Source organism: Pollutimonas nitritireducens (assembly GCF_002849615.1).
GTDB lineage: Bacteria > Pseudomonadota > Gammaproteobacteria > Burkholderiales > Burkholderiaceae_B > Pollutimonas > Pollutimonas nitritireducens.
On record NZ_PDNV01000010.1, the window covers coordinates 84,186 to 96,995 of the forward strand.

A 12,810-nucleotide genomic window follows, 5' to 3' on the forward strand; every position below is an offset into this window, starting at 1 on the left:
TCAGGCTTCCTTACGAGTGAAGATTAAATCCCATACGCCATGACCCAGGCGCAGGCCGCGCGTCTCGAATTTGGTCTGTGGGCGAAACTCGGGCCGGCTGGCGTAGCCATCCGGTGACGTATTGCTGAGCAGCGGCTCGCTGCCAAGCACCGCCAGCATCTGTTCGGCATAGTTTTCCCAATCGGTGGCGCAGTGGATGTAGCCGCCCGGCGCAATGCGGCTGGCCAGCAACGCGATGAAGGCGGGCTGGATCAGGCGGCGCTTGTGGTGCCGGCTTTTGGGCCACGGATCGGGGAAATAAATATGCACGCCCGCCAGCGAGTCGGGTGCGATCATGTCGCGTGCGACCTCGACCGCGTCGTGCTGGATGATGCGGATATTGGTCTGGCCCGATTCTTCAATGCGTTTGAGCATGGCGCCCACGCCCGCATTGAAGACCTCAACACCCAGGAAATTATCGTCGGGCCGCGCTGCCGCGATCTTTTGCGTAGTCTCGCCCATGCCGAAGCCGATTTCTAGGATGGTGGGTGCCGAGCGCCCGAATGCCTTGGCAAAATCCAGCGTCCCGTTGCGGTAGGGCAGCGACCAAAGTGGCATCAGGCGGTCCAGCGCTGCGCGTTGGCCCGGGGTGATGTGCGCCCGCCGGTGCACGAAGCTGCGGATGTGGCTCGTTCCCGACGGCGCGGTGGCGACCGGGGCGTTCGCGGTTACTGGAAGGCCATGGCCTGCGTCGGCCGGCAAGTCGGGATTGGGTGTGGGAGTCGAGTTCATAGCCTGAATTGTAGTGATTGCCGTGAACTCTTTCAGGCCTAGGACAAAAGAATATTATCGACGCGGCAATAAATTCAGGCCGGCGCTATAATTTGGCTCGCATTTGCGCTCTCATAGCGCCGGGCGGGTGTATCTCAATGGCAGAGAAGATGCTTCCCAAGCATAAGACGAGGGTTCGATTCCCTTCACCCGCTCCACATCAACATTCCAAGGTGTTCCGTCAACGGCCATTAAGTTCTATAAGCCATTGATTGTTGGGAAGTTATTCTAATCTGGATGTTCCACTGACGTCCATGGAAAGCTCCCTACAGCGCCTGTGAATGGGTACATTATTGGGTACATCTATGCGGATGTACCCGGTGCCGGATTGTTGATGGGCGCAAACGTCAGGTGAGATCAGCATAAGTCCAACTTCCCCGCTTCAGGAGTTGGCACCATGGCACTTTCCGATCTGGCCGTTCGTCAAGCTAAGGCGACGGGCAAAGACCGCAGCATTGCGGATTTCGATGGCCTGTATCTCTTTGTCCCCGTTCTGGGGCGCAAAGCGTGGCATTTTCGTTACTACTATGTCGGCAAGCGCGAGCGCTTTTCCCTGGGGACCTACCCCGAGGTGTCGCTGCGCGAGGCCAGAGACCTGCGCGACGCGGCCAGGGGCCTGTTGGCCAAGGGTATTAATCCACGCAACGAGCGTAAAAGAAAGCGCCAAGCTATCGTCTTGGCCAGTGAAGATACGTTTATGGCGGTCTATAAAAAGTGGCTCGCTCACCGTCAGCTCTCGCTCGATGAGTGCCGCCAAGGCAGCTATGATCAGATTCAACGCGTATTCAAGGCCAACGTTTTTCCTGTGCTGGGCAATCTGACCGTTCATGAGATCACACAGGCTCACCTGTTGGATATCATCGGCAAGGTCGAGGCGCGCGGTTCGCTGTCGGTGGCCGAGAAATTACGCACGTGGCTGAATCAACTTTTTTCCTACATCAAGGTGGTCGTTCCGGGGATAAAGGAGAATCCGGCCGCTGATCTGGATGTGGTGGCGTTGCCGTTGCCCCCGGTCGATCACAACCCCTTCCTGCGCATGGGTGAGCTGCCAATTATGCTGCAAACCCTGCGCAAGTACCGGGGTCGACTCAAGACTCAACTGGGTTTGCGTTTGCTGATGTTGACGGGGGTTCGCACTGGAGAGTTGCGCCATGCCACACCCGATCAGTTCGATCTGGATCGAGGCCTCTGGATCATCCCTGTAGTGCGTCTGAAGCAGCGCAAGATGCTCACGAAAAAGAAACGCAAACGGATGTCTGACATTCCGCCTTATATCGTTCCGTTGTCCGTGCAGGCCCAGGAAATCGTTCGCTACCTGCTGGCCCAGTTCAAACCCGCTCAGGTGTACCTGTTGCCAGGAGAGAAATCGCTACTCCGGCCACTGAGCGAAAACACGATGAATCACGCCCTCAAGCGCATGGGTTATGAGGACCGGCTGACTGGGCATGGCATTCGCGCAACGATCTCGACGGCGCTCAACGAGCTGGGCTACCTCAAGAAATGGGTCGATGCTCAGCTCTCGCACGCCGATCCCGATAAGATCAGTGCCACGTATAACCACGCGGAGTATGTAGAGCAACGGCGTGTCATGATGCAGGATTGGGCCGATCGACTTGATCTATTCGAGCAGAACCACGTCCAGGTTGCCAGTATGCACCTGACCATTACGCTGCAAGGCTTACCCACCATTGCTAGTCAGGCCGCGACGCAACCTCCCATCATCAAGCCGAATACGCCAACGCTCATCGTGGCCCCAGCAACACCCGATATGCCTATCGTGCCGGAGTCAGCCCAGCGTTTGCCCGCTGTGGAGTTGCCGGACTATGCCAAACCTCAGCCGTCAAATCTGCAGCGCGAACGCATGAAGCTGCTCGATCTGTTCGAGGCGCCCCACCACCTGCGTGTTGTTGACTACGCGGCGTTAGTGGGTAAGTCCAGGCGCTGGATCAGTTACGAAATCCAGGCGCGCAATCTGCTCGCGCTTAGCATGGGCCATCGTAGCTTGCGAGTACCCGATTGGCAGTTGGACCCACTTAAGCGGCGGCTGGTTCAAAGTGTGCTCGCCTCAACCCCACCCGACATCGATCCCTGGCAGACCTACCACGTATTAACAGAGGGGCATGAGTCGCTGGGGGGCCGTTCGCCCCTTGAGGCTATCACAGTGAGTAACCTAGAATATCTTGTTGGGCTGGTGCGTGACACGTTCGAGGCCATGCAATGGCCCGTTTCACCATTCACGACGCTCTCGCAAATGGAGAATGCCACAGCGCTCGAGATGATGGTATGAGGTCACATTGATAGGACACAGATGGCCTTGGCGGAATTAAATAATTAAGCTGAGGTCATCGTGGTTTGAGCCACTTTTATTGGCCACGTCTTGCTCCTGCAAGCGTCAGGACTTCAACTTGAATCCGGTCCGCCGCCTACAACCCGCTACTTGAAGTACGACGAGGCTAACTAGGAGTATTCAGATTGCCGGAGCAGAATCCTAGTTGCAATATTGGTCTCTCAGGATTCCGGATAGGTCTTAGGCGGCCGGTGCTCCCCTAAGTGTTCGCTAGCACGGCGGCAAACTTGCGCCACTGATGTCGTCTGGTTAGACCGTCGGTAGAGCAGGTGAGACCTATTGGGACTTGCCAGGACAGCCACAAACCAAGACGCTGACCAGTATGTACGAGTAGCGGGTTAACGCTGGAGCTTATGACGTGGCCGATCAGAACTATCAGATTTTCGCACATGGAGCAGGTGGTGGCTACCGGAAATCGGCGGACCTGATGTCAGTTCTCAAGGCTTCTATAAAGACGCTCGTACAGCAGAGGAGTCGGTGATGTAGCACTCCCACAAGGAGACGGAGACATGCATGAAAGATCCCCCACATCCATGGTTTTCTATCGCCCTATCGAAGCAGCCATTCGCTGGGTGGGCTTATTGCGATACGAGCAAGAAATTTTGTCGGAAATTTCCTCGCCAAGAAATTTACCGCGAACTCTCGACTACCCCCGGTGGGACGAACTTCTATTATGCCTGGATCGCATCTACGACGCCGTCATCAACCGGGAGCTGCCTTACGGACAAAACGGCGTCACGTTAAATGATGAATCGTTGTTTGATTCGACCGAGCTGACTATTCGTCATATCGATTTGAAGCGTTGGATGCGCATCCATTACCCAGAGCATCGCCCTAGGTTTCTTTTCAGTCGCAGCGAGCGCATTGCGCATCCCTTCATCACGTTGGAGGCGGGCCAGGCCATGCTGATCGAGCGACAGGCCAAGAAAGTCGAGCTTGAACAATGTCGCCGGCAGGTGCAAGTACTTCAGGAACAGCATGAAAGCTTTGTTCAGCAATCGGTGGTAGCCCTTGCTTGTAATCAATGCGCCATCTCTGACCGGGCCGAAACGACCTACCTGAATATCATCGGTGGAATGCTGACGCTGATACTGGGGACCTCACCATCGGGCAAGGCCTACTCCAGTTTCAGGACTCAGGAAGCCGTCGTGAGCGCCCTGGTGGCGCATCACCAGAGCGTCATGGGCATCACGGAACGAACTTTGAACGGTAAATTTGCCAGCGCAAAACGCAGGCTGCATAGCGCAAACAGCTGAGCGCTGCCAGCTTGTATCTGCAGCTCCGCAAATTGCATTTGCAATGTACTTCTGCACCCGTTTCGATTGAATAGAGGTTACGCCAACAAGCGCTACCAAGCGTTAAGGAGTGACCCTATGTCGCAGACACCAGCCTTGCCCCCGGGCGAACGCCGCATTTTACGGCGCGAAGAAGTTGAAGCCAAAACGGGCTTTAAGCGCGCCCATATCTACAACCTGATGAAGAAAGGCCAGTTTCCGAAGGCTTTGCGCCTCGGGGTGCGCGCGGTCGGTTGGGATTCAGTTGAGATAGACCAGTGGATCACCGAACGCCTCGATAACCGGGCGTAACCGCTCTCCCTCACATTTGTACACCCATACGGAGAGCGCCATGCAGGTTGTATCCATCATTTCTACTAAAGGCGGGGTGGGCAAGACGACCACCGCCGCCAACCTGGGCGGGTTTCTTGCCGATGCCGGCTTGCGCGTCCTGCTGCTTGATTTTGACATCCAGCCCACGCTGTCGTCCTACTACGAGCTGGCACATCGTGCAGCCGGTGGCACCTACGAGCTGCTCGCCTTCAATGAGCAGCGTATCGAGCAGCTGGTGTCTCGCACCGTCATTGCTGGTCTGGACTTGGTGGTGTCCAACGATGACCGGGGCGAACTGAACACACTGCTGCTGCATGCGGCCGATGGACGCCTACGGCTGCGCCACCTATTACCGGTACTGGCACCGCGCTATGACCTGGTGCTCATCGATACGCAGGGCGCGCGCAGTGTGATGCTGGAGATGGCAGTGCTCGCGTCCGACGTGGCGCTGTCGCCGGTTACCCCCGAAATTCTGGCCGCACGCGAATTACGGCGCGGAACCATGCAACTGATTGAGGATATCGCGCCGTATCGGCACCTGGGCATTGAGCCGCCGCCTTTGCAGCTGCTCATCAACCGGGTACATCCTGTGTCGTCAAACGCCCGGCTGATCCAGCAGGCGCTGCGCGATTTATTCCAGGGACAAGTTGGCCTTCGCGTACTGGGCACCGATGTGCCGGCCATCGAAGCCTACCCCCGCGCTGCGACACGTGGCCTGCCAGTGCATCGCGTCGAATACCGACAGCCGAGTGGCCGGGTGGCACCCGCCGCACTCGAAACCATGCGATCGCTGGCCAGTGAACTTTTTCCGTTGTGGAAAGAGCCTTTGGCCCGCGTCTCGGGCCGCCCGCAGCACCCGCATCAACCAGGGAGCGCACGCCATGGCTAACGCGCATGAGTTGGCACGTGGCCATAAGCGGCTGCGCGCCTTGATTGAATTCGCCATCGGTGAAGGTTGGTACGTCAAGCGAACGTCAGGCGGTCATCTCAAGTTCACCAAAGCGGGATACGTGCCGATCTACACCAGCACGACGGCAAGCGACCATCGAGCCAGTCTCAATGCGCAAGCCCAGATTCGGCGTGCTGGCCGGCAATGCCGCCCGATTCATGAAAACTCTCTTCGGGGAACAGGCCATGGCTGACATGACGTCCCAGGATATGGCAACCAAGTTGCTGGCCGCAGGTTTTGAGCGCAGCAGCCCGTCTGCTTCTGAGCTGAGCGACCCGATCGCCGATACCCCCATGGTCGTCACCTTGGACCAGTTGCGCCCCTACGATCACGATCCCCGTATGAAGCGCAATTCTGCGTATGAGGAGATCAAGGCCTCTATTCGAGAACGTGGTCTGGACGCATCGCCGGCCATCACCCGGCGACCGGGCGCAGAGCACTACATCATCCGCAATGGTGGCAACACGCGGCTAGCCATTCTGCGCGAACTGTGGTCAGAAACCAAGGACGAACGCTTTTTCCGTATTTCCTGCCTGTTTCGGCCTTGGCCAGAGCGGGGTGAGATCATCGCCCTCACGGGGCATCTGGCCGAAAACGAGTTACGCGGCGGCTTGACCTTTATCGAGCGCGCGCTCGGTGTGGGAAAAGCGCGAGAGTTCTACGAGCAGGAAAGTGGCTCAGCGCTGAACCAATCCGAACTTGCGCGCCGCCTCGCCGCCGACGGCTATCCCGTGCAGCAATCCCACATCAGCCGCATGTCCGATGCTGTACGCTATCTGCTGCCGGCCATCCCGACCGTGCTTTATGCCGGACTGGGCCGTCACCAGATCGAGCGGCTTGCCGTCATGCGCAAGTCATGTGAACGCCTCTGGGAGCAGTATGCGAAAGGTAAGAAGCTATCGGTGGATTTTGAGAGCTTCTTTCAGGAGGTGCTGACCCAATTCGATACCCAGGTGGAGGAGTTTTCCTGGCAACGCGTGCAGGACGAGCTGATCGGACAAATGTCTGACCTGTTGGGTGTGGACTATGACGTGCTGAGCCTGGACCTGAATGACTCCGACCGTCGGCAGCGCGCCCTGGTCAGCGAGCCGACGCCCATGGGTTCGCCTGCGCCGTTACCCGCACCTGCAGCAGTGCCGTCTTCGGTGGGTGAAACACCGCCCGCCGCCTCTGCGCCACTCCGTGCACCGCCTGTCAGCCCACCTGCGGTGAATTCGCTGCCTCGCGAAGCCATCGCGGGTGCTAACGACGCTAACACCGATGGTATCGATGACTCCGAGCGTCTGCGGGAACATATCATCTCGACAGCCCCCACGACCGACCGGCTGCAATCTATTCAGCGCATGGTGGCCGACCAGTTGGGTGACGCGATACCGCCCGAGTTTTCGGCCAACGTGCTGCAATCCATTCCTGTGCAAGCCGGTGGGTTGTATCCGATCTCCGATGTCTGGTACATCGACCCGGGGTTGGACACACCCGATCGGCTTCGAACTCATATTGAGCAGTTCGCACGGGAAATCGCCGACGAGGCTGGCGTGGCTGACTGTGTGCAGACGAGCTCCGATGGTATTGGGTTTCGTTGCGCCGAATGGCAGGAAAGCCTGCCGGTCGCCGCACGTGCTGTCATGCACTTGTTGAGGGCACTAAGCGGCCAGCCTATCGCTGTGCCAGAGCCTGACGATGAGCATCTGGCTGCCCACTTGCCGGTGCTGCTACACGGCCATGGCCAGCAGGCGCCTGGGTTGAGCGACACCGCCTTGGTCAAGTTGTTTCGCCTGCTGCGCCTGGCAAGGCGCCTGGTGGAGCTTGATCTCGATAAACCCCATCGCGGTGCGTGAGAGAGGAGGATCGCCATGTCCACACCACACCCCTTGAACCAAGCCGTTATTGCCCAGGCGCTGTACGATTTGCGTAACGGCCAGTTGCGCCGCTGTAAGGCGATGGGGTTCGGTGAGGAAGAGCTTAACGCGCTCAAGCGTCCCGAACTGATCAGCGTGCTCCTGAATGCGTCCGTGTCGTGGTGTTCTGTGTCAATCAATCGAGACGTGGTCAAGCGGTTGCTGCAACAGGCCAAGGACGCGGAAAAAGAGATTGCTTTCGTTGATCGCATGCTTAGCCTTGGTGCCAGCACAGAAATGGTCGGTCGTTTCTACGGTTTGACGCATCAGGAGGTCGCGCTGAGGCGCGACATCTTGGGACTACCCAAACGCAAGGGGCGCCACCCCGTGCTGGATGAAGCGCAAGATACGGCGCTCTGGAAGCAGTGGAGGGCGCTTGCAGAAGCCAGAAGCATTGAGTGCAATGATGACGCCGCCATGTTGGAGGCCGCCATGGATCTGGCCGAAAGTATGTCGCTGCCGCTATCCGTTGTCTGGTCAGCGATCAAGGGCTGGGTTGACCAGGGATTGGGCTAGGTTGTGGCGGACCATGACGCGAGTCGGCACGATGGTCCCGTCTTGCTGTCCAACCTGTTGGACGGTGCGCTGACGGATCTTTCATCTGGGCAGCACGAGAACCCGACGAGCGACGGGTTTCTCTATAGCGGTAACCGGCACGAGAGCGTTCCGCGCCGTCTTTTTCTCGACAGGCGATTGACACCGCTGGAGCGCAACGCCTGGCAAGTCTTCCGGCTGCTGCTCAACGATGACGGTGTCACGGCGTTCCCCACCTATGACCAATTGCGACCCTGGCTGGCTTCGATGCCGTGCGGGGCTCGGGCCTCGCATGAGACCGTGGCGCGTGCACTGACCTTGTTGCGTCTGACGCGTTGGCTCAGTCTGGTACGCCGTCGGCGCGACCCCAAAACGGGTCGCATTCTGGGCAACCTCTATGTGCTGCACGACGAACCGTTGACGCCGTTTGAAGCCATGCAGCTTGACCCGGATTATCTGGAGCTGGTCAGTCAGTCTCTCAGCCACTCGGCCAAGGCTGTGCAGATTGTCGGCTTGAATACCTTGCAGGAAATTGCCGATGATCCCTTGTTGCAAGGACGCACTTTGCCCTCACGTTTGTACGTGCTCGCGCAACGCCTGCAGCAGGACGTCTCAGACACGAGTTATCCACAGGAGAGGGATCGCCACGAATCCGAAGAAGGCCGTTCGGGCTTACTTCGGAATCTCGAAGCGCCGTCTTCGGAATCCGAAGCAGGGGTGAAACCGGCGTCAAACGGCACGCTTCGGAATCCGAAGCAGGACCGTACAGTACGTGAAGTAAGTATTAAAGAAGTACGTACGGCTGAGCCCGTTCGTGGGGCACAGAATTTACGCTTGCCACAACGTTTTGGTCAATTAAAGCAAGAGCAGCAGGCGGGCACCTTGGTCGCGCTACGGCAAGTGGATGAGTCGTTGCGCCAGGCGGTGCTCGACGAGTGGGCGGCACGCTGCCACAACCAGGTGGTGCGTAATCCGGCTGGCTATTTGTTTGGCATCATCCAACGCGCCATCAGTGGGGACTTCAAACCCTGGGCAGGGAAATCGAAAGGTCCGGCACCAACCAACGCATCTACACCCGAACCAGCGCCGCGCGAAGTGGTGCCGCCCGAAGTCGCTCTGGAACATCTCAATCGATTGCGCGAATTGGTGGGCAAGGACTGATTCCTGCCAGCAGGGTGGGGGAGCAGCCATGGCCTGCGTCTCAGGCGAAAAGTCATCGCGTGTTGGATGATCAGAACACCATGGACGTCCTTGGAGCTATCCCCTGGGGATAATTCGCTGGCCAGTGCGACTACGGCGAAACCGGGATAAGCGCGTATCCATTTCTTGACTGACTGCCTTCTTGTCCACGCCGATGATGGTGCCTCACCCATTCACGACGAGTCGTCACTATGTCCAATGAACGCAATTCCTCCGAGTCCTTGCAGTTGAATCTCGGGTCTCTACGCAGCGCCATGTCGCTCACGCTGCACACGCACCACGCATCACGCATCTGGCACGGACGCGCACCCGCCGAAGGTAAGCCGGCTATCGTCGGTTTGAACGGCTTTGTGTCGATCATGAATAAGCTCAAACGGGGCGCGGAGCAAGACGATCCGTACTCCGACTGGTGGATGCTGCGCATTGAAGATAAGCTGGAGCAAACCAAGAGCACGCTTCAAACCCTGGGCGAACAGGTCGATCAGGCCCTGACCAACGTTCCATCGGCGCTGAGCCTGGGCGAGAACCTGAACGTACAGCCCGTTAAGTTACCGCTGTTCGTCAACGCCCAATTGGGGTTTGCCGCCGTCTATCTGCTTGCCGATTACGATGAGATCGCGCGCAAACTTATCCTGGCGCATCACACAGCACTGATCGATCGCCGCACACTGGAGCGCTGGCTCAATGAGGGTGCGCACGCACTGCGAAGCCTGTTCAGTCTGGCGCAGCAATACCGCTACTCGGGTACGCAGCGCGACGATTTCGCCGCGAAGAATGCCGCCGCGCGAGCCGCCATCGAGAAGTTCGGCGAATTGCCCGAGGATGTGCTGGAAGGTACGCGGCGCTCACGCTTTGCGCCGCCGATCGTGCGCCGGGGCCAGCCGCTGAGTAGCCATGTCGAGCCCGATGCGAGCGATACGCCGTCTGTCGCATCAGAGGCGTCGCCCGATACGTTCGATCCTGTTGCTACCGGCGAGAACGAACCAGCATGAGCGATCAAGACGACAGCGCACCCCGCCACTTCCAGGCGTTGCAACAGACAGACTTCCTGCGGCTGGAACACGCAGCCTATCTAAAAGGCCTTTTAAAACCTTTTAAAGGTAAGGGGGCTTTGGAGGATTGGGCCAACCAGTGCTTCGCACTGCGCGACGACATGATAGGCCTGGCGCAGCGGCGGGTGCTGCCACAGACGAGCGGCTACCCCTTTCACCTGCTGGATGTGGAACTGGCGCAACAAAATACTGGCGCAGGCACGACCTTTCTGCGCTGGCGCAAGCAGGACCGTTCGGCCATGGGCGTGGCCTTGTGGCAGGCGTTGATGGCCAGCGCCGCCACGCCGGTCACGATGCTCGATGACCTGCATGCCATCGAGCGGCAGCGCATCGTGGTCAACATGCAGATCAGCTTGCTGCACACCCTTGGGCGTCAGGCTCGGGAATGCGCCAACAAGTTGGCTCAGGCCGAAGACGTTTATCTGCGCCGGCTGCGATCTATGTCTGAGACAGACCGCGATCAGCGGTAATCCCAACCGCCTGCGCCAGAGCAGGCACCCCAAGCATCAGGAGATTGATCTATGAGTACGCATTTTTTCGGTGAAGGCAACATCGGTTCAGCCCCGGAGTACCGTGAGTTTCCCAACGGCAACGATGAGCCTAGCCGGCTGCTGCGCCTTAACGTTTATTTGGATAATCCTGTGCCAAAGAAGGATGGCACCTTTGAGGATCGCGGTGGTTTCTGGGCTCCTGTCGAGCTGTGGCATCGCGATGCCGAGAGCTGGGCCAGCCTGTACCAGAAGGGCATGCGTGTGTTGGTGGAGGGGCGTACTGTTCGGGACGAATGGGAGGACGCCCAGGAAAACGAGCGCGTGACCTTCAAGATCGAGGCTCGGCGCGTGGGCATCCTGCCGTTTCGGCTGGAGTCGATCAAGGTTAGTGCCAAGCTATTGAGCGCGCCGCCGCCTCAAGGCGAGTAGTCGCCGCGTGGAGCGGCGGCACATGTGGGTCGCTACTTCCATTCCGCTTCGCTCAATTATCCCCAGGGGATAGGTGCATAGAAGACTATTGAGAGCTGCTGGAAAGCCGATTTAGAAGCTCTGTCAGAGCCTTGCTTTACCCTAGAGCCCTTGATCTTAATTCCCGATCAAGCACAGTTGCCAGCCTTCGCAGTACTTGTCATACGAGTCCAACCAATACGCTGTTAACATGCTTTCAAGTATGTCATTTCTCTCTTCGAGTAGCACAGAGATGGTCTGCAGCTATCCGAGAGTAGTATCTTCAACGTATACAAGAGTGGGACAAAGCTGTGCCGTTTGATATTCTGCAGTGGGCGGACATCTCCGATAATTACGGGTGTACAGTGCTTCTGGGCAATGGTGCCAGTATCGCTGTGAGCCGTAGCTTTACCTATGAATCATTGCTTGGTCATGCGATCGAGCGCAATCTTCTGCCAGATGACGCCCGCCAGCTGTTTCGTTTTTTTAGGACTGAGGATTTTGAGCTGATCCTTCGGATAGTCTGGCAGGCGACTAATGTCAATAGATCGCTGCAGATACCGGATGCACGAACCTATGATGCTTACGTGAGAGTTCGGGAATGCCTTATCCAGACAGTACGTGATATTCATCCTGAGTACGACCAAGTCAGAGATAGGCTACCGAGCATCTATGAATTTCTGAAGGGCTTCAGAACTGTCATTTCGCTCAACTATGACCTGGTGGTTTATTGGGCTATGGCCTATGGGTTCGACAGATACCGCCAGCATTCATTCAAGGACTGCTTTGTCCAGAACGGGGTGTTTTCTAGCGACTGGCCTCGATTCAGGGAGCCAATCTATGGTGAACGGTCCACAACTCTCGTTTTCTACCCCCATGGCAGTCTTGTGTTATGTAGAAATATGGTCGAACAAGAATTTAAAATCCATACTAGGGATGCGGGTCTACTCGAAAATATATTGCAATACTGGCAGGCCGAAAGTGTCGTTCCATTATTTGTGAGCGAAGGCACATGGGAACAGAAAGTGACTTCGATACAAAACAGCTTTTATCTGTCTACTGTGTACCGGGAAGTACTTGCTTCGAGAAGGGACACATTAGTGATCTATGGTTGGGGGTTCGGCGCGCAGGACATTCATCTTCTGCAACGCATGCAGGGCTCAGGTATCCGTCGCGTGGCAGTCGCTGTTCGACGTGGAGATCAGGCGTTTTGCAATATGGTACTCGCCACGATCAATCAGTATCTGGGTCGAAATGTCGTCGTTGATTTCTTCGACAGAGAGAGTCCGGGCTGCTGGATTCACTGAGGTTTCAATATATTTTTAATCCCCGAGTGAGCAGAGGTACTGGCTGTTGTCGCCTGCGTCATACGCCCACCTGTCATAATGTCTCAGGCGGTAACGCTATTGAACGCAAGGGAAGGCGACCTACACATTAATGGAGATGACTTGGTTCACTCTTGATATTCTTCCGGC

Annotated in this window: 13 protein-coding genes and 1 tRNA gene; 13 read left to right on the forward strand and 1 reads right to left on the reverse strand. The window is 57.3% G+C overall.

Annotated features, from left to right (window positions below):
• Positions 1 to 771: a tRNA (guanosine(46)-N7)-methyltransferase TrmB gene (gene trmB / locus CR155_RS15765; RefSeq protein ID WP_102070998.1), complete on the reverse strand. Its 771-nt coding sequence runs from the start codon at positions 769 to 771 to the stop codon at positions 1 to 3.
• Between the two features lie 123 nt (positions 772 to 894).
• Here trmB and CR155_RS15770 point away from each other — a divergent pair.
• The 13 genes from CR155_RS15770 (at position 895) to CR155_RS15830 (ending at position 12,642) form a co-directional block, all read left to right on the forward strand.
• Positions 895 to 968 (forward strand) — tRNA-Gly (locus CR155_RS15770).
• A gap of 239 nt (positions 969 to 1,207) precedes the next feature.
• A complete protein-coding gene (locus CR155_RS15775; RefSeq protein ID WP_102070999.1) occupies positions 1,208 to 3,097 on the forward strand; it encodes a tyrosine-type recombinase/integrase in 1,890 nt (629 codons plus the stop codon).
• A gap of 569 nt (positions 3,098 to 3,666) precedes the next feature.
• Positions 3,667 to 4,413 (forward strand): hypothetical protein, encoded by a 747-nt coding sequence (locus CR155_RS15780; RefSeq protein WP_102071000.1) that lies wholly within the window; start codon positions 3,667 to 3,669, stop codon positions 4,411 to 4,413.
• Between the two features lie 117 nt (positions 4,414 to 4,530).
• Positions 4,531 to 4,743: an AlpA family transcriptional regulator gene (locus CR155_RS15785; RefSeq protein WP_102071001.1), complete on the forward strand. Its 213-nt coding sequence runs from the start codon at positions 4,531 to 4,533 to the stop codon at positions 4,741 to 4,743.
• 40 nt (positions 4,744 to 4,783) lie between these two features.
• On the forward strand, positions 4,784 to 5,653 hold the full coding sequence (locus tag CR155_RS15790; protein ID WP_102071002.1) for a ParA family protein: 870 nt from the start codon (positions 4,784 to 4,786) through the stop codon (positions 5,651 to 5,653).
• Positions 5,646 to 5,906: a hypothetical protein gene (locus CR155_RS15795; protein WP_102071003.1), complete on the forward strand. Its 261-nt coding sequence runs from the start codon at positions 5,646 to 5,648 to the stop codon at positions 5,904 to 5,906. Before CR155_RS15790 ends, CR155_RS15795 begins: the two co-directional genes overlap by 8 nt.
• The gene (locus tag CR155_RS15800) at positions 5,899 to 7,551 is read left to right on the forward strand and encodes a ParB family protein (protein ID WP_102071004.1); all 1,653 of its coding nucleotides are present in this window, start codon (positions 5,899 to 5,901) and stop codon (positions 7,549 to 7,551) included. Before CR155_RS15795 ends, CR155_RS15800 begins: the two co-directional genes overlap by 8 nt.
• 15 nt (positions 7,552 to 7,566) lie before the next feature.
• Positions 7,567 to 8,127, forward strand: coding sequence for a DUF2857 domain-containing protein (locus CR155_RS15805; protein WP_102071005.1), 561 nt, complete (start codon positions 7,567 to 7,569; stop codon positions 8,125 to 8,127).
• A 3-nt stretch (positions 8,128 to 8,130) separates the two neighbouring features.
• Entirely contained in the window at positions 8,131 to 9,306 is a 1,176-nt protein-coding gene (locus tag CR155_RS15810; RefSeq protein WP_102071006.1) for an STY4528 family pathogenicity island replication protein, read from the forward strand.
• Positions 9,307 to 9,536: 230 nt separating this feature from the next.
• Positions 9,537 to 10,337 carry a PFL_4669 family integrating conjugative element protein gene (locus CR155_RS15815; RefSeq protein WP_102071007.1) on the forward strand — a complete coding sequence of 267 codons (801 nt, stop codon included), beginning with the start codon at positions 9,537 to 9,539 and terminating at the stop codon, positions 10,335 to 10,337.
• On the forward strand, positions 10,334 to 10,867 hold the full coding sequence (locus CR155_RS15820) for a DUF3158 family protein (RefSeq protein ID WP_102071008.1): 534 nt from the start codon (positions 10,334 to 10,336) through the stop codon (positions 10,865 to 10,867). Before CR155_RS15815 ends, CR155_RS15820 begins: the two co-directional genes overlap by 4 nt.
• A gap of 51 nt (positions 10,868 to 10,918) precedes the next feature.
• On the forward strand, positions 10,919 to 11,317 hold the full coding sequence (locus CR155_RS15825; protein ID WP_102071009.1) for a single-stranded DNA-binding protein: 399 nt from the start codon (positions 10,919 to 10,921) through the stop codon (positions 11,315 to 11,317).
• 329 nt (positions 11,318 to 11,646) lie between these two features.
• Positions 11,647 to 12,642: a DUF4917 family protein gene (locus tag CR155_RS15830; protein ID WP_102071010.1), complete on the forward strand. Its 996-nt coding sequence runs from the start codon at positions 11,647 to 11,649 to the stop codon at positions 12,640 to 12,642.
• Positions 12,643 to 12,810 lie beyond the last annotated feature (168 nt).